Raw genomic sequence first — 24,464 nt, forward strand, 5'->3', positions numbered from 1 at the left:
AAATGCCGGGTCTTCCGACTATCTTATGGAGGCCCATATGTTACAGGCCATACAGCAAAAAATAGATCCAAAAGCTGGTCTTCCTGATGTCAAAGCGGCAACTGAGGCCAAGTCGCTTCTCACCGTGGACAAGGTGACGCTTCGCTACAAGACCCCGAATCTGCTGATAACTGCGACGGAGGACGTCAGTTTTTCTGTCGAACGATCCGACCGTTTTGTTCTTCTCGGACCGTCCGGTTGCGGCAAGTCCACGCTGTTGAAAGCCGTCGGCGGATACATGGCCCCGGTGAGCGGTTCAATTCACATCAACGGACGTCCGGTCAAAAAACCTGGTGCCGACCGCATGATGGTGTTTCAGGAATTCGACCAGCTTTTGCCTTGGAAGACGGTGCTTGAAAACGTCATGTTTCCACTGATGGTTGCGCGCAAACTGCCACGCAAGGAGGCGGAAGAACGGGCCCGGGAATATATCGATAAGGTAAAGCTTACACGGGCCACAGACAACTATCCGCACACTCTTTCCGGTGGCATGAAACAACGGGTGGCGATTGCCCGCGGCATGGCCATGCAGCCCGACATTTTGCTGATGGATGAGCCGTTTGCGGCGCTCGACGCTTTGACCCGGCGTCAGATGCAGGACGAACTGCTGCAGCTTTGGGAAGACACCAGGTTTACGGTCATTTTCGTTACACATTCGATTGCTGAAGCCATCAAGGTCTCAAACCGCATTCTGCTGTTGTCGCCTCATCCAGGGCGCGTGAAGGCCGAAGTGATCGACGTTGATCACGCCCGTCACGACGATGGCAGCGCCGCCGCGCTCGAACGCGATATCCACAATCTGCTCTTTTCCGAGTCCGGCCACAGGGAGTGACAATTATGGCAAGTCCACAAATCATTCTTGCAGCCGATGTTACGACAAACAGGCAGCATGCCAATGTAGCCGAGGTCGAACAGAGGCTCGGTTCCCTCGAATTGGTCTGGGGCATCAGCGCTGTGCGCAAGACGGTTCTGATTATTGTCCTCGCCGTCATTTGGCAGGTCTATGCAAGCTATCTCGACAATCCCCTGCTTTTCCCGACGCTCAGCGACACGCTGACCACCCTTTATGATCGTTTTGTCGATGGCACATTGCCGTCGCGCATCTGGACGACGCTTCAGGTGCTAATCACGGGGTATGTCGCAGGGACTGTGCTAGCAGCCATTTTGACAATCCTTGCCATTAACACACGGATCGGCACCGATTTTTTGGAAACAATGACGGCGATGTTCAATCCGCTACCCGCCATCTCATTGCTGCCACTTGCTTTGATCTGGTTTGGGCTCGGCGCTTCCAGCCTTGTCTTCGTGCTTATCCATTCAGTGCTTTGGGCGGTGGCGCTCAACACCCATGCGGGCTTTCTTGGCGTGTCGCGAACGCTACGCATGGTCGGAGGCAATTATGGATTGACCGGTTTATCCTATGTGATGCGGATTCTCGTTCCCGCTGCGTTCCCGTCGATCTTGACCGGCCTGAAAATCGGCTGGGCGTTTGCCTGGCGCACGCTGATTGCTGCCGAACTCGTATTCGGCGTTTCATCGGGGCAGGGCGGACTTGGCTGGTTCATTTTCGAGAACCGCAATCTCCTCGATATTCCCGCGGTCTTTGCCGGCCTTCTCACCGTGATCATCATCGGCCTCATTGTTGAAAACCTCGTGTTCCAGACGATCGAGCGCCACACCATTCAGAAATGGGGAATGAAGGAATGAGCAGTTTAAGGCTTCCTTCTCCGTCGCATTTTCCAATTGAGCAATGGCTATGAAAAAAACTCCAGAAACATTAAGGAGCGCCCGCTGGTTCGCTCCGGACGACCTGCGCAGTTCGGGTCATCGCTCCAGAACAATGCAGATGGGATACGCACCGGAAGAATGGACAGGAAAGCCTGTCATTGCCATCCTGAATACCTGGTCGGATGCCAACCCCTGTCATGCACACTTTAAACACCGCGTCGAGGACGTGAAGCGCGGTGTGCTCCAGGCGGGTGGGTTTCCCTTAGAATTGCCAGCGCTTTCTCTGTCGGAGAGCTATGTCAAGCCGACGACGATGCTCTATCGCAATATGCTGGCGATGGAAGTCGAGGAGCTGCTGCGCTCCCACCCCGTCGATGGCGCTGTGTTGATGGGTGGATGTGACAAGACCACACCGGGCTTGGTGATGGGCGCTGTGAGTGCCGGCCTGCCTATGGTCTATCTGCCGGCCGGCCCCATGCTGCGCGGCAATTATCGTGGCAAAGCCTTGGGTTCCGGTTCGGATGCCTGGAAATTCTGGGATGAACGGCGGGCGGGCAATCTGTCGACCGACGAATGGGTAGAGGTCGAGGCGGGTATCGCGCGGTCTTACGGACACTGCATGACCATGGGCACAGCAAGCACTATGACGGCGATCGCGGAAGCCTTGGGCTTGACGTTGCCGGGCGCGAGTTCGATTCCCGCTGCCGACTCCAATCATATTCGGATGTCATCTGCTGTGGGGCGTCGGATTATCGACATGGTCTGGGAGGACCTTGTACCGAGCAAGATTTTGACCGATGCAGCCGTACGCAATGCCGTGGCCGTCGCCATGGCTACCGGATGCTCGACCAATGCCATCGTCCACCTCGTCGCCATGGCACGCCGGGCTGGTGTCGACCTGACAATGGACGATCTGGATCGTGCAGGCCGCACGACCCCGGTTCTCGCGAACATACGGCCAACTGGCGATATCTATCTGATGGAAGATTTCTACTACGCCGGCGGCCTGCGCGCGCTCATGGCAAAACTCTCATCAAGGCTCGACCTTTCGGTGCTCACAGTCTCAGGTCAAACGCTTGGAGAAACGCTGGAAGGGGCAAAATGCTTTAACGATGATGTCATCCGCTCCCTCGACAATCCTGTCTATCAGGAAGGCTCGCTTGCTGTCGTTAAAGGCAACCTTGCTCCAACAGGCGCAGTTATAAAGCCAGCCGCCTGTGATCCGAGACTGCATCAACACCAAGGCCCGGCATTGGTCTTCGACAGCTACCCGGAGATGAAAGCGGCGATCGACGATGAAAATCTTGACGTCACGCCCGATCATGTTCTGGTGCTGCGCGGGGCCGGGCCGCAGGGCGGCCCGGGCATGCCGGAGTGGGGCATGTTGCCGATGCCGAAGGCCCTGCTCAAGAAGGGATATCGCGACATGCTGCGTCTGTCTGATGCTCGCATGAGCGGGACCAGCTATGGAGCCTGCGTTCTGCACATCTCGCCGGAATCGCATGTCGGTGGTCCGCTGGCACTTCTGAGGACAGGCGACATCGTGCGGCTCGACCTGAATGCGCGCCGTATCGACATGCTGGTCGATGACAGTGAGATCGAACGCCGTCGTTCCGAATGGCAGAAACCTGCGGACAAAGCCGGTCGCGGCTATGGCTGGATGTTCGCCAAACATGTGGGCCAAGCCGACACGGGCGCGGATTTTGACTTTCTCGAAACACGCTTTGGACCATCCGCTCCTGAACCAGATATCTACTGATACCCGAGGACAACCAATGACAAACTATGATCTAAGCGAAGAAACGCGCAAAAAGCTGATGGGCGTGGCCACGCCAACGATTGCGACGGCACTGTTCAAGCGCGGGCTGCGCAATCAGTTCATCCAAGATGTGCGGCCGCTGTCGGCAAAGCAGACCAACATGGTCGGGCAAGCCTTTACGTTGCGCTATATACCGGCCCGCGAAGACCTTAACACGATCGAGGTCTTCAAGGACCCCAATCATCCGCAGCGCGCCGCGGTAGAGCAATGTCCGGAGGGAACCGTCCTGGTGATGGATAGCCGCAAGGATGCCCGGGCAGCTTCGGCCGGCTCCATATTGATATCAAGGCTACAAGTGCGGGGTGTGGCAGGTGTCGTTACTGACGGAGGCTTCCGCGACAGTCCCGAGATTGCCAATTTAACCATTCACGCCTACCACAATCGTCCTTCGGCTCCAACCAACCTGACCCATCACCAAGCCTACGATATCAACGTCCCAATCGGCTGCGGCGATGTCGCTGTATTTCCGGGCGATGTGCTCGTCGGGGACAATGAAGGCGTCATCGTTATTCCTGCCCATCTCGCCGACGAGATTGCCGACGAAACGGTCGAGATGACGGCCTATGAAGATTTTGTCACAGAGCAAGTCATGAATGGCGCGACGATCATCGGGCTTTACCCAGCCACCAGCGAAAAACCGAAGACAGATTTTGCCGCCTGGCGACAAAAGAACGGACGATAAGAATCCCGAAGTTCGGATTTCGGTTCTGTTGCAAACGTTAAGTATAGGCGTTTATGGGAGCTCTTTGATGGCATGCCTCTCGAGCTAAGGTGTTGATTTTTTTGCACATCTGGTGTGGCTCGTCACCCGTCATTGACAAGTATAATCGAGTTTGCAACAAAACCAGTCGTAGTGCCAGGTCTTATCATTGGCGCTCTGAGATTAGCCGGCTCAGGAATCGATCGAAACGGCGGGTCGCTTGCCGTACATCTTGCTGGCGCGCAGCAGACGTTGCGAATAAGGGTGCTCGACTGCTCCTTTTCGCAGCCTCGTGATGTCAACTTGTTCGATGATCTCACCCCCCTCCATGATGGCGACGCGACTGCACATATGCGACACTACAGCCAGATCATGGCTCACGAGCAAATATGTTAAACCACGCTCTTTGCGCAGATCGTCCAGCAGATTGAGAATTTCCGCCTGTACCGACACATCGAGGGCAGATGTCGGTTCGTCCAGCAGCAGTACGCTCGGTTCAAGGACCAGCGCGCGCGCGATCGCGACGCGCTGACGTTGCCCGCCGGAGAGCTGATGCGGAAATCGATAACTCAACGACGGCTCGAGACCGACCGTCCTAAGAACGGCATCCATATCCACCGATCTTGTCGAGATCCCCTGGTTGCGCAGCGGTTCCTTGAGTTGCGAGCGGATTGTCTTGCGAGGATGGAGGGATCCATAAGGATCCTGAAAGACCATTTGTACGTGCCGGAAGAACGATCGGTCCCGCTGACGATTCAGTATGTTGCCGTCCAACTTGATCCGGCCCTGGTAGTTCGGGTTAAGACCGGATATCGCCCGCAGCACCGTTGATTTGCCGCAACCGGATTCGCCGACCAGGCCAAAAGCCGTCCCCTTGCTGATAGCCAGGCTGGCATTTCTCACCACCGGCACCTGACCGGCGCCAAAACGGATCGTCAGATTGTCGATTTCGATCACGGCAGTGACTCCACACAAGCGTCGGCGAGCCATGCGGTATCGCGTTTCAGGACGGGCAGGCGAGCGGGCGGATTGTCAATCGAAGGAAGCGATGCGAGCAGGCCTCGCGTATAGGGATGCGCCGCATTGTCGAGATCACAAGCCGCCAGGGCTTCGACGACCCGCCCGGCATACATGATGAGGACGCGGTCGCAGAAGTGCCGCACGAGGTTCAGGTCGTGACTGATGAAGATCAGGCCGAGGTTGCGGCGTACGACGAGTTCGTCGAGCAATGCCATAACGTCGAGCCGCACCGTCACATCGAGGGCCGATGTCGGTTCGTCTGCGATCAGGACTTCGGGTTCGGCGATCAGCATCATGGCGATCATCACCCGCTGGCCCATGCCGCCCGATATCTCATGAGGATAAAGGCGAGCCACCCTTTGCGTATCGCGGATTTTTACTGCGTCGAGCATTTCCAGCGTTCGCTGACGCGCCTGCTTTGCGGTCGCCCTCGGATAGTGCAATTGATACGTTTCCGCAATCTGCTCGCCGATCCGCATGACGGGATTGAGCGAATATTTCGGATCCTGCAGGATCAATCCGATCCGCCGTCCCCGTATCGCCATCATGGCACGTTCGTCTGCTTCAAGCAGGTTCATATCCCGAAAGGTCATCCGGTCCGCAGTGACCATCGTTGTCGGTGGCAACAGCTTCATGATGGCGCGCCCGACTGTCGATTTTCCGGAGCCCGACTCGCCGACGATTCCAAGCTTTTCCTGTCTGAGTGCAAAGCTGATGCCCCGCACGGCCCTTACCGCCCCACCGCCGAAGGCGATCTCGAGATTGCGGATGTCGATCAGCGGCGTACTCATTGCAAACTCCTGGGATCAAGAACGTCGCGTAGCGCATCGCCGACGAGGTTGAAGGCAAGGCTCACAAGTGCGATGGCGATGCCTGGCGCCGCAATTACCCAAGGACTGTCGAGCATGAATTCGCGCCCGGTGGCCGCCATCGCGCCCCATTCCGGCCAAGGTGGCTGCGCGCCGAGACCGAGGAACCCGAGGCCAGCGGCGGTGATGATAATGCCGGCCATGTTTAGTGTCACGCGGACAATGACCGAGGGAACGCACATCGGCAGAATATGGCGGGTAATGATAGTCGTTGCCGAGGCTCCCTGCAGTCGCACGGCAGCGATGAAATCGGCTTTTCGCAAGCTGAGCGTTTCGGCGCGCGCAAGCCGGGCGATCGGTGGCCAGGCGGTCAGAGAGATTGCGATGATGGCGTTGGTGATGCCAGGGCCCAGCGCGGCAGCAAAACCAAGCGCCAATACCAGTCCAGGGAACGACAGGAAGATATCAGTAACCCGCATAAGTATTTCATCGACGATGCCACCAAAATAGCCGGAGCAGGTGCCGATCAGGAGTCCGATCGGTGCGACGATAACCGTCACGAGGATAATGATGTAAAGCGTGGTGCGCGCACCATAGATCACGCGCGAGAAGACGTCGCGGCCGAAATTGTCGGTCCCGAGCCAATGCTCAGCGGAGGGTGGGGCGAGGCGCCCCGTCATGTCCTGTACGATTGGATCGAAGCTTGTCAGCAGTGGTGCTGCAACCGCAACCAAGATCAGGAATATGATAATCATCAGGCCGATCAATCCGAGCGGATGCAGCCGGAACTGGAGCCAACCTTGATAGAATTGCTGCATGGACGACTGGAACCAGCCCTGCGGGTCTGGCGCGAGCAACCAGTTGCGAAGATCGCTGCCGCCGACGTTATTTGCATGTTCAACCGGTATTGTCATCGGCATCACCCTGTTCTTGGATCAAGAATGCGATAAAGAACATCCGATAGGATGTTGATGGTCAGGAAAACGAGGCCAATCGTCAGTACCGCACCCATCACAACATTCATATCGTTCATCTGAAGTCCTCGCGTAAGGTACTGGCCCAACCCCGGCCAGCCGAAAACGGTCTCGATCAGTACCGCGCCCTCGAGGAGGCCGCCGAAAGTGAGCGCCATGATCGTCAGCAATTGCACACGGATGTTTCTGAACGCATGGCGCCAGACGACCTTGCGCGTCCCAAGCCCCTTTGCCCGCGCCGTCACGATGTATTCCTGGTTGAGCTGCTCCAGCATGAAGCTGCGCGACATGCGGCTGATATAGGCTACCGAATAGTAGCCGAGGATCGTTCCCGGCAGAATTATATGTCCGAGCGCGCTCCGGAAGACATCCCACTGACCTTCCATAGCGGAGTCAAGCATGAGAAAACCGGTAATGGGCGTGACGAGGCCCTCATAAAAGACATCGACACGGCCTGATGCTCCAACGAGTTGAAGCTTTGCGTAGAAAACGAAAAGGGCCATCAATCCGGTCCAGAAGACCGGAACTGAGTGACCGGCCAGAGCAATGATGCGCGCAATGTGGTCTATGATCGTGCCACGTTTGACCGCCGCCGTGATACCGAGCGGAATGCCAACCACGGCGCCGACGATCATGGCGATGACCGCAAGCTCGATCGTGGCGGGGAAAACCGCGAGCAGATCGCTGACAATGGGCTGTCCTGTCGTTGCTGAGGTGCCCAGGTCTCCCGTCAGAACGTTTTGCACGTAATTTAAAAATTGCATCCATATCGGCTGCCCGAGCCCGAGCTCATTATAGACTCTGTCGTAGACCGCCTTGCTGACTTCAGGACCGGTGATGGCGAGAACGGGGTCGGCCGGAAGCAATCGGCCCATGGCGAAGGTCAGGAAGAGAAGGCCAAGCAGTGTGGTCACAATCGCCAGGACGCGCCCTGCCAACCCCTGCATGATCGTCAACAGCCGGTGCCGATCCGCGGGCCCGAACGCATCCTGATCCATTTTGCCGTCCGAATCCCGCTCCGACAGATCGGCGCTTGCCATGACAATTTACTCCTTTGTGACGTCGTGCCAGCGTGTCGACCACGTCGTGTGGCCTCGATAGCCCTTCACATTGGAACGCATGACGTACGGATCCGTACGCTGAAAGAAGATCACAAGCGGAGAATCCATCCCGCTGTAGATGCTATCCATTTTTTGGAACATCCCCGCACGCTTGTTCGTATCGCGCTCCTTCATCGATTCATCGACGAGCGTATTGAGTTCATCCACCTTCATCGCGGCCCTCCACAGGTAATAGCTGCCGAGACGTGCCTCGTCGCTATTATCCGGATTGTAGGCATATTGCGTGGCCACGGCGAAAGGGTCGGGAAGCCGTGCTCCCGAATTGCCGAGAAGTACTTCATATTTCCGCTCGCGAAATGCCGGCGTGAATTCGCCGGGCACGAGATCGAGCTCAATGCCGGCGGTGCGTGCGCTCGCCTGCAGGGCTTCCGCAAAGGGGAGGGTTGCAGCACTCGACGGATTGAGCACTTTTTTCAGCCCGTTCGGATATCCGGCCTCCGCCAACAATTGCTTGGCCCTGGCAGGATCATAATCGTAGCGGGACGTCGCGTCTTCCGGAGCTCCGATCATACCGCGTGGGATAATGGACTGCCACGGAAAGCCGGTGTAGCGCATGATGTTGTTGGAGATCGCCTTCCAGTCAAACGCGTGCTGAAAGGCTTCGCGGATTTTTGGCTTTTGCAGGTCCGGGTCCTTTTGGTTGAGTGCAATATAGTAGAAGCCCAGTCCGGGAACGGTGTCGATCACTACGTTTTTGTTGTTGGCCAAAGCGTCAAGGTCACCGCTGGCGAGGTATTGGCCGACATCCACGTCGCCGGCTTCCAGCTGCAGGCGCAGGTTGCCGGATTCAGGTATATGGCGCGCCACGACCCGCGCGAGGGCTGGCGCGCCAGCCCAATAATTCTTCTGTGCATTGAAGATCGCAATGTCGTTGGGCCGCCATTGCGCCAGTGTAAACGGCCCGCTGCCTGCCGAGTTGGCTGACAGCCAAGTGGCGGCGAGGTCGCCGGTTGCTTCATGCGACAGCGCCGTCTTCTTGTCGACGATGCCCAGCGACGAGCCGGCGAGAGAATAAAGAACCAGATCTGTATTGACCGATAGCGGCAGTTCGATCTCCAGCGTGTGCTCGTCTTTCGAACGCACGAGTTTGTCCACATTTTCGGGCGTGAATCCCCAAAGCGCGACATCGGTCGAGCCGACCTGCCCCATTTTGATGACGCGCTGAATGGACCATGCCGCATCTTCTGCCGTTACGGGATTGCCACTCTGGAAGACCGCGTCGTCGCGCAAGGTCATGGTGATTATCTTGCCGTCCGCCGAAACACTCCATTTAGTGGCAAGCATCGGTCTCAACGTCTGGAGGTCATCCGCAGACAGCTGCACAAGATTGTCATAAAGATTCGAGATCAGTTCGGATACGGTGCGGGCATTGTTCTGCGCCGGATCGAGCGTGCGAATACCGGTGAGGTTAGTGCCGATAACGAGCATGTTTGGCGGCGAAGCCGCCGAAGATGGCTGCGCAGTTATCAAGACACCGGCAATTGCAATTGTCGTCAGTAAGTTTCTCAGCATTTCAAGACCTCCCAATCTCGGGGCGCAGGAGTGGTGACGCCCTTTCGCCTGCATTTGTATGTCGGATTCAGCCCGCCGCCTTTGCGGAAGCCTGTTGGTCCGATCGGGTATGGATGTTGCCTGCTCTCTCCCAGTCTTCGAGCAGGCGAAACAAATCTTGTCGATCGTGTTCATCGAGCAGCGGCAATCCCGGCACGCGCACCGGCCCCACGTTCAGGCCGGAATGTGTTACGGCCTCCTTGACGACCGTAACGTTCGCGCCGTTTCGAAATTTCGTCCGCATACGTTCAAATGGTTCGAGCCGATTGACGATCGCACGCGCCGTCTCGAAATCGCCTTTCTCCAGCGCATGGTGCACGGCGAGCGACAACTCAGGCGCAACGTTGACCAGACCGGATGTGAAGCCACGCGCTCCTGCTGCGGCGAAGGCGGGCGCCCAGCTCTCCGCGAGACCGCAGACGAACAACGCTCCAGTTGGATCCGACGCGGCAATTGACCTGGAAAGAAGCATCAGATCCGGCGTCGCGAACTTGATACCGGCAATATTGCCGTGCTTGGCAAGACGGACCATGTCTTCGACCGTAAAACCGTCTGCCCGTACATAGGCCACGAGCGGCAATGGAGACGCCTCCGCAAGAGCGCAGAAGTAATCGATCTGCGCTGATGGAGCCGCGAAGGGATCGACAGGCTGGTGCGACATGACGGCGGACGCCCCAATCGCGGCGGCGTCCTTCGCCATCCCGATCGCTTCGCGCAGCGATCGACCGATCGCTGCGGTCACAGGAGCCTTGCCGTCGACGCCAGAAACTGCAGCCTCGTGCACAGTGCGAATCTCTTGTGGTGTCAGGGCGTAGAATTCGCCGGTGTTTCCCGCCGCAACAATATTGTGGATCCCCGCCGTCGCCACCCGAGCGTAGATCATTGCTGTAAACCGGGCTTCGACCGCGCCCTTTCCGTCATAGGCTGTTACAGGGACACCCGACACCCCAGTCAGTGCCTGGCGCAATATTGCGATATTCATCTTTTTCCCCCTGTTACCGTCCATCACTCATTGAAGCGAAAAGGCGGTATGGCCTTCCTCCCGTCAGAGTCACGTGTTTCATCTTCGCTCCTCCCATCGCCGCTCAAATGCCCTGGAACATGCGGGCGCGGGCGTTCAGTATATGCCGCTTCATTGCGTCATGGGCGTCGGCCTCGCGCCGGGCGAAGATTGCCTCCACGATCACCGCATGCTCGTCCTGCACACTGCGTATCTGCTCCGGTGTCCGCTTGAGGCTAAGGCTTCGGGTGACTGAATGACCGATAGCGAAGTGCGGTCGGAACCACTCGCGAACCGTCGTGTGAAACTGGTTCCCGGTCGCCACTGCAATCGCGTCATGCAAGGCTTGGTCCTCTTCGGCGCCGAGTTCGCCGTTCCGCAGACATTGCTCTATGGCAAGAAGAGCCGCCGTTATGCGCTCCGCGTCCACCGGCTGCCAGTTACGGGCAGCGAGCTCCGCTGCCTCGGCTTCAAGGCCTGCACGGAATTCGAAGAAACGTTGAACATCCGCCAGAGACCCCACCGGTACCATTTTCAGCATGGACGAGTCCGGCCGCTGCCGAACATAGGAGCCGGATCCCTTGCGCGAAACGATCAGGCCATCGGCCCTCAGGCGTTCGAGCGCCTCGCGTACCACAGGTCGGGATGCCCTCAGGGTAACGGAAAGCTTCTCCTCCGACGGGAGCCTTTCGTTCACCGGAAAGTTCCCGTCCGCGATCATCCCCACAATCTTCTCATAGATGATATCGCTGAAGCGGGTCGCGCCTCTGTTCGAATCGATGGCGGCCGACTGTTTCATCATCGATCTGCTTTCTGCCGCCGAGGAGCAAATTCAGCAGTCGCCTCCTCACCCGGAGCATAGGGGGCGAATATGCCACGCTCGGCCTGTACCTGCATTTCGCCGGAGTCTTCGAAAATCGACTGCTCGCAGGCTTCGTTCGTAACCACACCCTCCATAACGACACCGGCTGCACCACGCTTGAAAAGACGCCTTACGAGAATTCCCCCTGCCGACGCAGCCGACGCATCTTTGCGGCTGTCGATAATCAACGGCACCGTGGCCAACATCTTGGTCGAAACAGCTTCGTGAACAGCATCTGATAGATCCATGTCTCATCGGCTCCCCGAGACCTGCTATTGGAGCTTTAGCTTCCTCTACTAAATCTGTTAATATCTGTCAACTCTTGTAATTATCTGAAAACGTACATATGGTTTTGCTCGCATCGCAACAAAGGTGGCGTTGCGATTCTCGAGCCAGCTGGAAACAATCTCCCGCCGGCATCGAAGCGGGAGGAGATCGATGCGCATTGAAATATTGTCCAGTGGCGCGAGCTGTCAGGCCATTCTCGGAGACGTGGCTGGAGTAGCCGCGTTGTCCATTATCGGTTGCGTCTCTGCAGCAGATAGCGGCGCCCGGAATGGGAGTTCCGTGCATTGAAGATCACAGAAATAAGAACCTTTCTGATGCAGGCCGGCCAACCGGACCCAACCAGATCGCCTCTTGATGAACGTTTGGGCGAGGGCGCACCACAGAAGCTTTCGGGAAGCAGAAACTGGCTCTTCATCAAAATCGGGACGGATGAAGGCATTACGGGCATCGGCGAGTGCTCCGGCTGGCCTAGGGTCATCGAAACGGCCATACACGATCTTTCGCCCCTCCTCCTCGGCGAAGATACTGCGCATATCGAGCGACTTTGGCAGAAGATGCAGATAGCCATGATGGGACACGGCATGCTCGGCACTGTTGGCGCTGGCGCCATGACCGGCATCGACATGGCGCTTTGGGACATTAAGGGCAAAGCGCTCGGCGTGCCCGTATGGATGCTCCTTGGCGGCAAGGTTCGCGATCGCGTTCCGATCTATTCGCATGCTAACACGCCTGAACGCGCAATTGCCGTCAAGAAACGCGGCATAAAAGCGATTAAATGCAGCGGTGTCGCCGATCCGGTCCGGAAGGTTGCCGCATTGCGGGAAGCGGTCGGCAACGACATCGACATTGCCATCGATCTCCATGGGCCGCCATGGCTGTCGCCTGCCGATGCCTGCCGCCTGGTTCGAGCGCTCGAACCTTACGAACTCTTCTGGGTCGAGGAACCGATCGCCCCGGAAAACATCGACGGTTACCGTCGCATCCGCGATGCCGCGCATGTGCCGCTCGCAGCCGGCGAACGATCGGCCACCATCTTCGGCGAGCGCGAACTGATCGAGAAGGAACTGGTCGACGTGATCCAACCGGACACCGGCCGGGCTGGCGGAATAACCCAGATGAAGAAGATCGCGGCCATGGCCGAAGCACATTATATCCAGATCGCGCCGCATTCTGGATCGCTGGGTCCTGTAGCCGAATACGCCGCGCTGCACGTTCTGGCGGCAATCCCCAATGGACTCATTCAGCGCATCGACGACGACTGGTGTGGCCGCCGCGAGACAATCGTGCCGCATCCACAGCAGATCGACGGGGCAATCCCTGTTCCAAACGCGCCGGGCCTCGGCTGCGATATCGACGAGGCCTTCGCCGCCCGCTTCCCGAGCGGCGGCAATGTATCGGTTCCGGTTCCCGAGAGTGAAGACGCCTACAACCCCGGAACGTATAACGAGCACCTGTATGTGCAAACGCGCCTGTCGCGTCGAACCTATTTCAATCGCTAAAGGGATCCAAGAAATGAAGATTGACCGCATGCGAGTATTCATGACCCGCGACAAGGATCGGCCCCGAGTCATCGTCGCGCTCGATACCAATGGGGGGCTGACCGGATGGGGCGAGTGTTACAACCATGGTCCTGACAAGGCGCTGCCGCCGCTCCTTGATTATCTCTATGACTTCATCGCGGGCCAAGACCCAACCCGTGTCGACTATCTGGTGAACTTGCTTATCCAGCAGAGCCGCTTCCCCCCCGGCGCGCTCGGGCTGGCTGCAATCTCAGCTCTGGACCATTGCCTGTGGGACCTCGCCGCCAAAGCCGCGAACGTGCCTGTCTACAAGCTACTCGGTGGCGAGGTTCGTGATCGAATCAAGGTCTACGCTGGCGTCTATACTGCGCCGGACGCGCCAGCAGCGCGCGACGAGTTCGATCGCCTGAACGCAGAATGGGGCTTCACCGCCTTCAAGCTCAGCCCATGGCGCATCGACATGCATGCGAACCGCTGGGGCAACGTCGTCAAAGCCTCGGCCGACTATTTCCGCTCGCTTCGCGAAACGGTGCGCGACGACTATGAGATCGCCTTCGACGCTCACGCGAAAATATACGAACCGGTCGCCGCAAGGCAACTCGGCAACGCGCTCGCACCCTATGATCCATTGTTCTACGAGGAGCCTTTGCGCCCTGAAAACATCGAGGCCTGGGGCGACCTCAAGCAAGGGCTCGACTGCGTCTTGGCCACCGGGGAGTCGCTCTACAACCGCAACGAATTCCTGCGCCTTTTGCAGGTCAAGGGCGCTGACCTGATACAACCAGACATCTGCGTCGTCGGCGGCATCAGCGAAATGCGGCGCATCGCGACGCTCGCCGAAGCCTTCTTCGTGGGTGTCGCGCCGCACAACCCTATGGGCCCGCTGGCGACGGCGGTCAACGTTCACTTCTCGGCGACCGCTCAGAACTTCCGCATCCTTGAATACCGCCTCCCGAGAGGCCAGGCGTATGTGTACGGAGGTAACGATATCGAGAAGCGGCAGGGTGAGACACGTTACGTTGTCGACCCCTACCTGCCCAAGGATGGCTATCTTGAGCTCAGGCCCGATAGGCCCGGCTGGGGCGTCGAGATGGACGAAAAGGCAATGGCTGAAGAAGGTTACGTTCACTGGCAAAGGCGCGTCCCGAAACGGCCAGACGGATCTTACGCCTTTGCCTGAGCGTGCTTCAGCACAAGGCTGTTGCGAGGAAGCCAGCCGGCTTTCAAACGATCAATGACGACACGACACAGCTGCGGATGCTGATGCAGCTTGCGATATGATCGCCGCCGCTGTTCAAAAGATTTTGTGCTGTCACGTGCCAATAGCCATCCGTCTGCGGGACTTCTTTATCGTGCCACCAGTTGCGTTTGATCTCGCGGTGAACTGCGGAGCGACTGCGGCCAAGAACCGATGCGATACGCGCCAATCGGGCCTTGGCTTGCAGCATCTGCGCAACGATACGGCGTTCATCCATCGTCAATTATCTGAAACTGCGGGGCATTCCATCCTCCTGAAAACAAAGAGGGTTTAGCATTTGTTGCAATTGAAAACAGAATGTGCCGCTATTTCGTCATCGGCATCCGCAGGCGGAGAACGCCACATGGACGGAAGCTGATCGCTCGGAATCAATTCTCGCGCAGAATTCTATCAATGGCTTTTCCCCGAGCCAGCTCGTCAATGAGCTTATCCAAGTATAATGGGCTCCTCGATATCCTTTCGCAACGTAATGAGGATAAACGCTTGCGAAGCTGGTCGTATAGATCCTGTGTTTTGCCATATACTTCCTACTCTAGATTCTTCGCTAAATTAGCTATCTTTGGCAGCAATTGTAGCCTTTCAGGCATCAATGAAAATCGAGCAAAAGCCATTATCGGCATTTTCAAACGAACATTTTCTAATCACTGCCGAATGGATCTGATGGGGTGGACGCCCCCCGACGGCATCGATGTGCCAGAATGGAGACGTTGATCACCATTTAAAGGAGGCGTCCATGAAAGAGATTAGCATTATTGGTCTGGATTTGGCGAAGAACGTGTTTCAGGCCCATGGGGCTGATGAGACTGGTTCGGTGCTTTTGCGCAAGAAACTCCGCCGCGATCAGTTGCTCACGTTCTTTGCTGCGCAGCCAAGCTGTACGATTGCGATGGAAGCGTGCTCCAGCAGTCACTACTGGGGGCGGGAGATCGGCAATCTTGGCCATACGGTTCGGCTGATCCCGCCTGCCTACGTGAAGCCGTTCGTGAAGCGGCACAAGAATGATGCTGCCGACGCTGAAGCGATCTGTGAGGCAGCGTTGCGCCCGACCATGCGTTTTGTCGCCGTAAAAAGCGAGGTGAGCCAGGCTGCAGCCATTGTGTTCCGGACACGCGATCTTTTCGTGCGTCAACGGACGCAGGTTATCAATGCTCTGCGGGGTCATCTTGCCGAATTCGGAATTATCGTTGCCCAAGGTCCCGCTCATGTTACCAAGCTGATCCTAGCTGTGGAGGACTCGGAGAAGCTTTTACCGGATATGGCGCGTCCGGTCCTTGGGGCATTGGTCGAGGCGCTGCATGCATTGGAGGAGCGTATCAGGCTCCTAGATATCGAGATTGCCCGCCGTGCCAAAGAGGACGAGGTGGCGCGTCGTTTGATGACTGTTCCCGGGATTGGTCCGGTCATAGCAACGGCGCTGACAGCGCTGGCACCTGCGGCTGAGACGTTCAAACGTGGGCGTGATTTTGCCGCGTGGTTAGGGCTAACACCGCTGCAACGATCGACCGGCGGCAAACAGCGGCTTGGCAAGACCTCGAAGATGGGGGAACGGACGTTGCGCCGTCTGCTCATCATCGGGGCGAGCGCGGTTGTGCGGTGGGCGGCACGGAAGGGAGCCGTGGCAGGATCATGGCTGGCGCGCATGCTGAGCCGCAAGCCACGGATGCTGGTGACGGTTGCCCTTGCCAACAAGATGGCTCGCATCGTCTGGGCATTGATGGCCAAGGGTGGAATCTATCGGGCTCAGATCGCGGCAGAATAACCGCTGCAGCGATCATGGGGCTGTTGAAGGTGTAGGAAGGTCAAATGGAAGGTATGGCGTAACGGTCGACGAGACGGGATCGGGAAAACCAGATTGCAACGACGTGCCCAGAGCACGCGGATCTGAATTGGACCCGGTCCGCGAACTCCCATACAGGCCCGCGGCATGTTGAACGCTGCATCAGAGGCCGGATACATGTCAGCACCCGACTATACGCAATATCAGCTCCAAAAGATTTCTCTTGCACCCACGGGGGCGTCCATACATGTTGCAACGTTTTGGTTACCGGCAGCATGGCAAGAAACCCGTCGATCATCTCAGGGGGATTCGATGTTCAAGGGCCGCCAGTTCGACCGATCAGTGATACTTCTGTGTGTACGCTGGTATCTTGCCTACAATCTAAGCTTGCGCGATCTTGAGGAGATGATGGCCGAGCGCGGCATTGCGGTTGATCACACGACCATCCATCGCTGGACCATTCGTTTTTCACCGTTGTTGCTCGAGCACTTCAACAAGCGCAAGCGTTGCGTCACCGGTAAATGGCATGTGGACGAAACCTACATTAAGGTTCGAGGCCAGTGGATGTATCTCTACCGCGCCATCGATAGCGTTGGCGATACGGTCGAGTTCCTCTTTAGCCAGCATCGCGATCTCACTGCGGCAAAGCGCTTCTTCAACAAGGCGCTAGAGCGCCATGGCCGACCGGATCGTGTCGTCATCGACGGAAGCCAGACCAACCGTGAGGCGATTCTTTCCTGCGACACGACAAATCGCTTGCAGGATCGCGCCCGGCGTCAGCTGAAACCGATCACGATCAGGAAAAGTCCATACTTGAACAATCGGATCGAACAGGATCATCGGCGCATCAAGCGCCGCGTGCGGACAATGCTTGGCTTCAAATCGACGGCCACTGCCCGCATCATCTTGTCCGGCATCGAAATGGTCCACATGATGCGCAAGCGACAGGCGAGGTACGCCTTCAATCCGAATCCATCCCTGGCTGAGCAGTTCGCGATCCTCACTGCATAGCTGTTATCGTATCAGGCGATCGGCGTTCCAATTCCGCCGTTGCAACAGAACCTGTCGATCGCCTCGTTCTTCTTTGGAAAGAACGTTGGCCCGACAACTCTGATCCGTAGCTGGGCCGCTTCGGAAGGAAGTGGTTCATCCTTGGCGTTCATCAGGGCCGCCGGATCAACTTGGTTGATCCAATTTCCGTATCGGCGGTAGTTTCGTCCTTCGATCGCGCTTCTAGACCGCCATCGGAGCTTTCCGGGCGCGACAAGTTCGTGCGCACGCTTTACTGAAATTGTGCGGCGGCTCATTTGGGGCCGCAAATTATTCGTATTGTCTGCCGAGGTCAAACGGTGACGGTCTGTGTATTACAGTTCGGCCTGCTTGCGTGATCCACCAGGACGTCCGTCGTCCGCTTGCCCCCGTTTCCTGGTGTCTTGCTGTGTGCGGTGCAACGGAGCCCGCGCGCCGGAACGTTCAATCGTCACAATATCCTTGGCGGAAAATTTGACAGTTGCAGGTCGGCCTTTTCGACGTTCTTGCCGTAAGCGAGTTTCTGCCAATAGCCGGCGGGTGGTCTTGCGATGTCGTAAAGATCGCAAGCCTGGGCGATCTGCAAATCGCGGACACCATAATGCTTTGCAATCTCTGTCATCGGGTAAGACCAGACCAGCTCGTAAAGCACGGCACGGGTCAGCTTCATCATCTTCATTCCAATTGCGTTGGCCCAGCTTGGTGCCGGCTACGTCATCGGGTTTGCAACGAATTCAAACGCCCTTCAGCAGACAGCCGGCTGCCAGGACGATGAAAGCGACTAGCAGGAGCCAATAGCTATAGACGCCAAGAATGGCGACTGCGATCCCAAGCACAGGCAGCAGTGATATTACCGCCAGGATAACCGCAATGAAAAAGACGATTTTCGTGGGTGCACTCAGATTCATTCTGACTTTCCTTTCAAGCTTAGCACAACCCTGTCAGCATGCCGGAATTTCAAATAGAAATGATATCAAGTCCCTTTCGGCTGCCCCGGAAGAAGTTGAAGAACCACCGGCAATAGCCTCGACGATGCCGAGAATGATATCCGGAATCATGCCCTGACCGCTTTTGTTGACGATTTTACTACCAAGAAATCCAAGGCCAAAGAATGATCCATCAGATAACAGACATGGAGTATTCCTCCTCCGTCCATTACATCAATGTCATGCTTTCGCATGGACAGTATAAAATCAAGATGTGTTTTTCTTTGCTAACAAGATAGTTAATTGTAGACCTGGGTTGGCAAGATACTCTTGTGCTGCAGACCTTGTAAGATTGAAGAGGCGGTCGAATATCGGAATTTCTGACAACGCCGATCCAGGCGGAAGCATAAAAAGCGTTGAGCATTGCTCTCGGAGCGCTGCTCTTGATGAAATGTTCAGCAACAACGCAAGTCAACCGACGCCTGGCGATCCGCAAACGGCGGACAACAGCAATTCGGAAGGCCGTCTTCCCCGGACAGCTCCCGGAGTAGCTGAACAATGCCGATCACGGTGACAAGGCGAATTCATGAGTCTAGCCTGGAGACAACGAGTCCGTTCAGCGGTTGAACGTGTCGCGCGTTTGACAGTGATAAGGCATAGCTGCCCTAATTCTGGCCCGGCCCGGTCGATCCGGATGTCAATCGGCATTGAACTTTTGCATGCCGGAACACACACGTTACCAGCGATTCAAGGGCCAGCGCTCTGCCGCGTTGCGGTTTTATGGCTCCTTGATGTAATGTTTGAACAGCATGGTGTTCTGGTCAAACAGGCTCATGGCAGCCTGGCCTTCCGGGGACTTCATGAAGACTGCCGCACCATTCTCGGCATCCTTGAGCGAAGCCCAGTGCACGATCACAAACCATTCACCCTTGGGACCGGCACCTGTCTCGCGGGAGATGAAACCGGGCTGTTTCGCGATCAGAGCAGCCACCGCCTGGTCGGCATTGCGAAGTGCATCCATATTGCCGCCGGCCTTCATCTGGCCAGCCACAACTTCCAGAGCCACACGCTGATCGGCGGCACTGGCGGGCAAGGCGGCTGATGCGGCCAGCACAGAGGCGGCAAGCGCCAGTGCGAGCGGGATTGTACGGGTCATGTTCATGGGTCCCTCCGGTTTCACGCGTTCCGATGCGCATCTCTTGAAGGAGCCAGAAAATTCTGCTTCCTTGTGGGCTGGTCGGATAAAGAAACGAAACAGTTTCATTTTATTATGAAGCAATATCGATGTAAACTGCTTTCTTCAGGGATAGGCTTTGCCCATGACAGATCTGATGAAAAAAACCGTTGGAAAGGCCGGTCGCCCGTCCCGAGGGGAAATGGCCGGCCGCCGTGGGCAGCTGCTCGCAAAGGCCTTGGAACTCTTCACAAAACAGGGGTTTGCTGGAACATCCCTTGATCAGATAGCCAGCCAGGCTCATGTCGCCAAACGCACCATTTATGAGCAATTTGGCGGCAAGGAAGAGCTGTTTGCCGCTACCATTGAGCAGGCAGCAACCGCGCTGATAAGCCGTTTCCCCATCCCGAAAGCCCGGTGCACAGATCTGAAACAGGATCTTCAGGAGATAGGCTGTCTTGTGCTGGACTATGTCCTGCAATCCAGGAGTCTTGCAATCTACCGTCTTGTGGTGGGCGAATCCGGACGGCAACCGAAACTGGCCCGTTTGTTTTACGAACACGGCCCAGCACGGGTGATCAGTTGTGTTGTCTCCCTCATCGCCTCCTATCTGCCGGAAGGAGCGCCGGAACCGGTCTGTTTGGCTCGGGATTTTATCGCTCAGGTCGTTCTGGAGAAGCAGCAAAGGGCATTGATGGGATTTGCCGGAAAGATGGATAGAGCTGAAATAGCTGATGAGGTTGCCAGAAATGTCACGAATTTTCTGGCAACCCTTCAAACGTAGTGGACGTTTCCCGATTCTTCTCTATTCGGCGTGTTGAGGTCAAGCACTTTCGAGCTTCCCGCTTCACCGGCATCTGAGATCTTTCGCGGGTCCTTGCTTCTCTTCGGGATCGGCTGCCTGGCCCTCCCAGCATGGGATCAGTAGAGTGAGGCGGCCCAATCTGTCGCGCGTTCTGATCGGGACGGGTGATGTCATGTCTGGATGTATATGGACCCCGCCCGATTGCAACAGGTTGGCTGGATGAGGGTTGATGGTCACAACTGCTGATGTATATCCGGCTTCCTGATGCGGCTTGATATTCTTCGCCGCGAGCCTCGATGGATTTTCGCACGCTTTCACCTCAATGGCGCCGAGACATTGGCAAAAGCCATGCCGATCCAGACATCAGGTTCGGAAAGCGACGGGAGTGACCGTTTCACCATCTCCTGCCTTATGTTGCAATTGCCAGGGTGAGACCTCCTTTGCTTGTTTTCTCTACCAGTATTCTCAGGCCGCCGCCGTCACCGATAGGGCGGGCTTGTAGAACGTATCGCCGGAGAGCATGGCCCACACGATCCGCGCGTTCTTGTTGGCGAGCGCGACGGCCGCGATGTTCGGATGTCGTCGTTGCCTCAAGTGGCCGAGCCAGAGGCTGCGCGGATCCTGCTTGCCGCCCACTCGACCCAAGGCGGATCGAGCGCCATGGATGAGCAGGGTGCGTAAGTAGCGGTCACCGCGTTTGCTGATGCCAAACAGGCGAGCTCGTCCGCCACTCGATCGCTGCTTGGGGACGAGCCCCAACCATGCTGCAAACTGACGGCCATTCTTGAAGCATGTTCTGTTCCCCACGGCCGCAATCAATGCCGTTGCGGTCACAGGGCCAATGCCTTCAATCTTCCCGAGCCGCTGGCACTGCTCGCTATTGCGGAAGATCTCGCGTATCCGCTGGTCAAAGGACTTTATTCGGACATCGAGTTCGGCCATTTCCGCCTGCAGATCCCTCATGAGCGACCGGACAAGATCGCTGAGGCCGTCATCGATGTTCCCGACAATGTCGGCAAGGCTGCGTCGCAGTTGCGTGATATCACGGGCAATGACAATCCCATGTTCAGAAAGAAGCCCGCGAATCTGATTGACGAGCCTGACCCGGTCTGCAACCAGACGCCGGCGAATGCGATGAACGGCTTGCACCGCCAGTTGATCCACTGATTTCGGCGGCACGAAGCGCATTGAGGGCCGGCTGACAGCTTCGCAGATGGCTTCCGCATCATTCCGGTCGTTCTTGTTCGACTTCACATACGGCGTTACGAACTGAGGGCTGATCAGCCGGACTTCGTGACCGAGATCGGTGAGCACTCTTGCCCAATAGTGTGCTCCGTTCGAGGCTTCCATCCCGACCAGACACGGCGGCAGATTGGCGAAGAACGCAGTCACCGCGGCACGACGCAGTGTTTTGCGCAAGACAACCTTGCCGTCGTCGTCTACGCCGTGAACGTCAAAGACATATTTCGCTAGATCAAGACCTATCCGAACAGCTTGCATGACACTCCTCCTTCATCGCAATTGATGTTCGAGATTCCACCTCACCGGGAGGGCGGGGTCCATACCATTGGCGCCCGTTTGGCAAGGTGATTTTGGGCGAGGTTTGAGCTTGGCGGGTTGGGTGCAGTCATGTCTCCGGCCTTTACGTGCGGTGCGTCTTGACCGCTGGCCCTGATGTTATCCGCTTGATCCGGCCCCTATCAGGTTATCGCGCTGTGATGGCGCAAGACATCAATTCTAGAACCTCATGGTCCGTCAACTGCGGAAAGTCGCCATAATGTGAGCTGATCGCATCCAGCGCCACAGGTTCCTCAAGGCAAACCACTTCATCGACATCTTGCCTTAACGCTTCAATCGTTTCGCTCGCTCCGACCGGCACGGCGAGAACGATCTTGCCCGGCCCGGCCTGTCTCAGACCGAGGATCGCGGCCCGAACCGTTGCACCCGTCGCGATGCCGTCGTCGACGAGTATCACCGTGCGGCCCACGATATCGATCGGCACCTGCTTCCCAAAATACCGCCGCCGACGGCGTTCAATTTCCTCCATCTCTTTCGTACATTCATTCTGGAACTCCTCTTCAGAGATTCCGTGGCTGCGAATGATGTCGTCATTACGGACAGTTATCATATAGAAGCCGTCCATGACGGCACCCATGCCGAGCTCCGGTTGATACGGAACACCAACTTTGCGTACGATGAGAACATCAAGCGGCGCGCCTAGCTCCCTTGCAATTTCGACCGCGACGGGGACACCGCCACGTAGGAGGGCCAATACAACGACATCTCGAGTGCGATAGAGCTTCAAGGCTTTAGCCAATTGCCTGCCTGCGTCGATTCTGTCTTCGAACATGATGAACATCCTCCGCTTGATCGGCTGTAATTGTACATAAACGTTCGACGGCGCTCGTTGATCCAGCTCAATGCCGAGCGTCGCGCCCTCAAATAGCTTCGAGCAAATGATAGTCTCCGCCATCTTCCCAAAGGAGGTTACAATGAACAGGTTTCGTTGGCAGGATGGAGACTGATCACAACGGTCGGGCTCCGGTTATTCGTATCACCCGTCATACTTGGGTATGGAGCTGAACGCCGTCGCTCGCCTTGATGCCGTTTCGTGGAATTTCATTCTCACCGGATTTGCCGTCGTGACGATCAGCGTGATCGCGCTGTTCCGGAATCAGTTGTGGCAAAAATGGGCGGACCTCGTCGTTGGCATTTGGCTCGCATCATCACCTAAGTCACCTTGCCAAAACGGGCGCCAATGGTATGAACCTCGCCCTCGCGGTGAGGTGGTTTCCTGAACGTCAATTGTAGTGACAGAGATGAAGGAGGTGTGTCATGCAAGTTGTTCGGATTGGTCTGGATTTGGCGAAGTTTGTCTTTGAGGTTCACGGCGTTGATGCGCACGGAAAGACCATCGTGCGAAAGACGCTGCGTCGTGCTGCGGTGTCTGCGTTCTTCGCCAATCTCCCACCGTGTCAGGTCGGAATGGAAGCCTCGAACGGCGCGCATTATTGGTCAAGAGTGCTAAAGGATTTCGGTCACGACTTGTGGTTGATCAGCCCTCAGTTCGTAACGCCATATGTGAAATCCAACAAGAACGATCGCAATGACGCGAAAGCAATCTGCGAAGCAGTTGGACGTCCATCAATGCGTTTCGTGCCACCGAAATCAACCGATCAATTGGCGGTACAGGCCGTTCATCGCATTCGCCGCCGTCTGGTTGCCGGCCGGGTCAGGCTCGTCAATCAGATTCGCGGTCTGCCACCACGACGCAAGCCTGCTTCGTATTCCGCCCAGTTCGTCACCCTGAATTTCATCTTCGCGGTGTGATGACGGCGAGCGGCATTGTGTTTGTTCGGCACGAGACCACGATCGAGATGGGAACTGCTCCTCCATCTATATCGAGACCGTTCAGAAGTTATCTACGCACCAACGCCCTGCAGCGCTTTTCGTCCCGCATCGGTCAGATTTTAGACGCCGAGATCGTAATGGACGAACCATCATAAACGGTCCGTAGCAGAACCTTGTCCGGCTCGACGATCAGGCAAGCCCTTCAACAATGATCCTGCGAAACGTCGCCGGCCTTATCCGGCGAATGTCTCACGCAACCGCGCGAACATGCCTGGCTGGGTAGGCACCGCCCGGATGTAATGGGCGGCCGTCGCCGCGTTCACCGTCGCGCCGAAATGGCAATAGCAGATGACCTTGTGCAATTGCCTGTCGGTCAGTTCGAAGAACCGTTTCGCTTCACCGTAGGTGTCGTTTTCCAACCCGGCTGCGCGGAGGACAGGATCCTCGAAAGCGACCGAGATTGGCGTGCTGTCTCCGCGCATGGTCGCGCGCACCCCGGCCAGCTGATACTCGGTCTGGTGCAGCGTCGCGAGGCGCCGGTCAGGATTCTGTTCGAGGAGCTCCGCCCAGCGTTCAAGACGTTCACCGCGCGACATAGTCTGGCGCGGGTAATCCTGATCGACCTCGGCGACGATCTGCAGTTGCTCGAGTGCATGGTGCTTCATTTTGGCCTCCTATTCGAACGATAGTTGGTCCGCCCATTATCGACTTAT

The 24,464-nt window shown here is 56.9% G+C and carries 26 protein-coding genes and 2 pseudogenes; 11 read left to right on the top strand and 17 right to left on the bottom strand.

Features of this window, described 5'->3' with window-relative positions; all coding sequences use genetic code 11:
- Positions 1–37 precede the first annotated feature (37 nt).
- From ACSQ3H_RS26230 to ACSQ3H_RS26245, 4 genes are read left to right on the top strand one after another with little or no spacing between them, the layout of a single operon-like run.
- Positions 38–871, top strand: coding sequence for an ABC transporter ATP-binding protein (locus tag ACSQ3H_RS26230; protein ID WP_436120056.1), 834 nt, complete (start codon positions 38–40; stop codon positions 869–871).
- A gap of 5 nt (positions 872–876) precedes the next feature.
- On the top strand, positions 877–1,746 hold the full coding sequence (locus ACSQ3H_RS26235; protein ID WP_436120057.1) for an ABC transporter permease: 870 nt from the start codon (positions 877–879) through the stop codon (positions 1,744–1,746).
- Between the two features lie 43 nt (positions 1,747–1,789).
- Positions 1,790–3,526, top strand: a complete 1,737-nt coding sequence (gene araD / locus ACSQ3H_RS26240; RefSeq protein ID WP_436120058.1) for an L-arabinonate dehydratase — start codon at positions 1,790–1,792, stop codon at positions 3,524–3,526.
- 16 nt (positions 3,527–3,542) lie between these two features.
- The gene (locus ACSQ3H_RS26245) at positions 3,543–4,268 is read left to right on the top strand and encodes a ribonuclease activity regulator RraA (protein WP_436120059.1); all 726 of its coding nucleotides are present in this window, start codon (positions 3,543–3,545) and stop codon (positions 4,266–4,268) included.
- 210 nt (positions 4,269–4,478) lie between these two features.
- Here the strand turns inward: ACSQ3H_RS26245 and ACSQ3H_RS26250 are convergent, their stop codons facing one another.
- From ACSQ3H_RS26250 to ACSQ3H_RS26285, 8 genes are all read right to left on the bottom strand, one after another.
- Positions 4,479–5,243 (bottom strand): ABC transporter ATP-binding protein, encoded by a 765-nt coding sequence (locus ACSQ3H_RS26250; protein ID WP_436120060.1) that lies wholly within the window; start codon positions 5,241–5,243, stop codon positions 4,479–4,481.
- Positions 5,240–6,097, bottom strand: a complete 858-nt coding sequence (locus ACSQ3H_RS26255; protein ID WP_436120061.1) for an ABC transporter ATP-binding protein — start codon at positions 6,095–6,097, stop codon at positions 5,240–5,242. The genes ACSQ3H_RS26250 and ACSQ3H_RS26255 overlap by 4 nt, the downstream gene beginning before the upstream one ends.
- On the bottom strand, positions 6,094–7,029 hold the full coding sequence (locus ACSQ3H_RS26260) for an ABC transporter permease (protein WP_436120062.1): 936 nt from the start codon (positions 7,027–7,029) through the stop codon (positions 6,094–6,096). Before ACSQ3H_RS26260 ends, ACSQ3H_RS26255 begins: the two co-directional genes overlap by 4 nt.
- A 5-nt stretch (positions 7,030–7,034) precedes the next feature.
- On the bottom strand, positions 7,035–8,087 hold the full coding sequence (locus ACSQ3H_RS26265; RefSeq protein WP_436120409.1) for an ABC transporter permease: 1,053 nt from the start codon (positions 8,085–8,087) through the stop codon (positions 7,035–7,037).
- 48 nt (positions 8,088–8,135) lie between these two features.
- Positions 8,136–9,722 (bottom strand): ABC transporter substrate-binding protein, encoded by a 1,587-nt coding sequence (locus ACSQ3H_RS26270; protein WP_436120063.1) that lies wholly within the window; start codon positions 9,720–9,722, stop codon positions 8,136–8,138.
- A gap of 67 nt (positions 9,723–9,789) precedes the next feature.
- Complete coding sequence (locus tag ACSQ3H_RS26275; RefSeq protein ID WP_436120064.1) at positions 9,790–10,743, bottom strand: dihydrodipicolinate synthase family protein; 954 nt, start codon at positions 10,741–10,743, stop codon at positions 9,790–9,792.
- A 103-nt stretch (positions 10,744–10,846) separates the two neighbouring features.
- Positions 10,847–11,560 (bottom strand): FadR/GntR family transcriptional regulator, encoded by a 714-nt coding sequence (locus ACSQ3H_RS26280; RefSeq protein ID WP_436120410.1) that lies wholly within the window; start codon positions 11,558–11,560, stop codon positions 10,847–10,849.
- Complete coding sequence (locus ACSQ3H_RS26285; protein WP_436120065.1) at positions 11,560–11,871, bottom strand: hypothetical protein; 312 nt, start codon at positions 11,869–11,871, stop codon at positions 11,560–11,562. Before ACSQ3H_RS26285 ends, ACSQ3H_RS26280 begins: the two co-directional genes overlap by 1 nt.
- 324 nt (positions 11,872–12,195) lie before the next feature.
- Here ACSQ3H_RS26285 and ACSQ3H_RS26290 point away from each other — a divergent pair, with 324 nt between their 5' ends.
- Both ACSQ3H_RS26290 and ACSQ3H_RS26295 read left to right on the top strand, forming a co-directional pair.
- Positions 12,196–13,410, top strand: a complete 1,215-nt coding sequence (locus ACSQ3H_RS26290; RefSeq protein WP_436120066.1) for a mandelate racemase/muconate lactonizing enzyme family protein — start codon at positions 12,196–12,198, stop codon at positions 13,408–13,410.
- Positions 13,411–13,423: 13 nt separating this feature from the next.
- The gene (locus ACSQ3H_RS26295; protein WP_436120067.1) at positions 13,424–14,611 is read left to right on the top strand and encodes a galactarate dehydratase; all 1,188 of its coding nucleotides are present in this window, start codon (positions 13,424–13,426) and stop codon (positions 14,609–14,611) included.
- 43 nt (positions 14,612–14,654) lie between these two features.
- Here ACSQ3H_RS26295 and ACSQ3H_RS26300 read toward each other — a convergent pair whose 3' ends face one another.
- Together ACSQ3H_RS26300 and ACSQ3H_RS26305 are read right to left on the bottom strand one after the other, a co-directional pair.
- The gene (locus tag ACSQ3H_RS26300) at positions 14,655–14,906 is read right to left on the bottom strand and encodes a helix-turn-helix domain-containing protein (RefSeq protein ID WP_436120068.1); all 252 of its coding nucleotides are present in this window, start codon (positions 14,904–14,906) and stop codon (positions 14,655–14,657) included.
- A gap of 151 nt (positions 14,907–15,057) precedes the next feature.
- Complete coding sequence (locus ACSQ3H_RS26305; protein WP_436120411.1) at positions 15,058–15,123, bottom strand: DUF2200 family protein; 66 nt, start codon at positions 15,121–15,123, stop codon at positions 15,058–15,060.
- A 299-nt stretch (positions 15,124–15,422) separates the two neighbouring features.
- Between ACSQ3H_RS26305 and ACSQ3H_RS26310 the strand changes: the two genes are divergently transcribed.
- Together ACSQ3H_RS26310 and ACSQ3H_RS26315 are read left to right on the top strand one after the other, a co-directional pair.
- A complete protein-coding gene (locus ACSQ3H_RS26310) occupies positions 15,423–16,448 on the top strand; it encodes an IS110 family transposase (protein ID WP_436118813.1) in 1,026 nt (341 codons plus the stop codon).
- Between the two features lie 330 nt (positions 16,449–16,778).
- Positions 16,779–17,477: an IS6 family transposase gene (locus ACSQ3H_RS26315; protein ID WP_436120069.1), complete on the top strand. Its 699-nt coding sequence runs from the start codon at positions 16,779–16,781 to the stop codon at positions 17,475–17,477.
- 469 nt (positions 17,478–17,946) lie between these two features.
- On the opposite strand, the gene ACSQ3H_RS26320 is transcribed toward ACSQ3H_RS26315, so the two are convergent.
- From ACSQ3H_RS26320 to ACSQ3H_RS26330, 3 genes are all read right to left on the bottom strand, one after another.
- A complete protein-coding gene (locus tag ACSQ3H_RS26320) occupies positions 17,947–18,168 on the bottom strand; it encodes a hypothetical protein (protein ID WP_436118866.1) in 222 nt (73 codons plus the stop codon).
- A gap of 61 nt (positions 18,169–18,229) precedes the next feature.
- Complete coding sequence (locus tag ACSQ3H_RS26325) at positions 18,230–18,403, bottom strand: hypothetical protein (RefSeq protein WP_436118865.1); 174 nt, start codon at positions 18,401–18,403, stop codon at positions 18,230–18,232.
- Positions 18,404–19,199: 796 nt separating this feature from the next.
- Positions 19,200–19,583 (bottom strand): antibiotic biosynthesis monooxygenase family protein, encoded by a 384-nt coding sequence (locus ACSQ3H_RS26330; RefSeq protein ID WP_436118864.1) that lies wholly within the window; start codon positions 19,581–19,583, stop codon positions 19,200–19,202.
- Positions 19,584–19,740: 157 nt separating this feature from the next.
- Here ACSQ3H_RS26330 and ACSQ3H_RS26335 point away from each other — a divergent pair, with 157 nt between their 5' ends.
- Positions 19,741–20,379 carry a TetR/AcrR family transcriptional regulator gene (locus ACSQ3H_RS26335; RefSeq protein WP_436120070.1) on the top strand — a complete coding sequence of 213 codons (639 nt, stop codon included), beginning with the start codon at positions 19,741–19,743 and terminating at the stop codon, positions 20,377–20,379.
- Between the two features lie 486 nt (positions 20,380–20,865).
- Here the strand turns inward: ACSQ3H_RS26335 and ACSQ3H_RS26340 are convergent, their stop codons facing one another.
- Together ACSQ3H_RS26340 and ACSQ3H_RS26345 are read right to left on the bottom strand one after the other, a co-directional pair.
- The gene (locus tag ACSQ3H_RS26340; RefSeq protein WP_436118399.1) at positions 20,866–21,900 is read right to left on the bottom strand and encodes an IS110 family transposase; all 1,035 of its coding nucleotides are present in this window, start codon (positions 21,898–21,900) and stop codon (positions 20,866–20,868) included.
- 205 nt (positions 21,901–22,105) lie between these two features.
- A complete protein-coding gene (locus ACSQ3H_RS26345; RefSeq protein ID WP_436120071.1) occupies positions 22,106–22,750 on the bottom strand; it encodes a phosphoribosyltransferase in 645 nt (214 codons plus the stop codon).
- 223 nt (positions 22,751–22,973) lie between these two features.
- On the opposite strand from ACSQ3H_RS26345, the gene ACSQ3H_RS26350 reads away from it, so the two are divergent.
- Entirely contained in the window at positions 22,974–23,198 is a 225-nt protein-coding gene (locus ACSQ3H_RS26350) for an SPW repeat domain-containing protein (RefSeq protein WP_436120072.1), read from the top strand.
- Between the two features lie 37 nt (positions 23,199–23,235).
- Positions 23,236–23,661, top strand: a pseudogene (locus ACSQ3H_RS26355) (IS110 family transposase); the annotation flags it as partial.
- Here ACSQ3H_RS26355 and ACSQ3H_RS26360 read toward each other — a convergent pair.
- Both ACSQ3H_RS26360 and ACSQ3H_RS26365 read right to left on the bottom strand, forming a co-directional pair.
- Positions 23,661–23,762: pseudogene (locus ACSQ3H_RS26360) on the bottom strand (IS5/IS1182 family transposase); the annotation flags it as partial. The pseudogenes ACSQ3H_RS26355 and ACSQ3H_RS26360 sit on opposite strands and share 1 nt — an antisense overlap.
- A gap of 222 nt (positions 23,763–23,984) precedes the next feature.
- Positions 23,985–24,416 (bottom strand): hypothetical protein, encoded by a 432-nt coding sequence (locus ACSQ3H_RS26365; RefSeq protein WP_436120073.1) that lies wholly within the window; start codon positions 24,414–24,416, stop codon positions 23,985–23,987.
- Positions 24,417–24,464: the final 48 nt, after the last annotated feature.

The sequence above is a fragment of the Phyllobacterium sp. LjRoot231 genome, assembly GCF_964253365.1.
GTDB lineage: Bacteria > Pseudomonadota > Alphaproteobacteria > Rhizobiales > Rhizobiaceae > Phyllobacterium.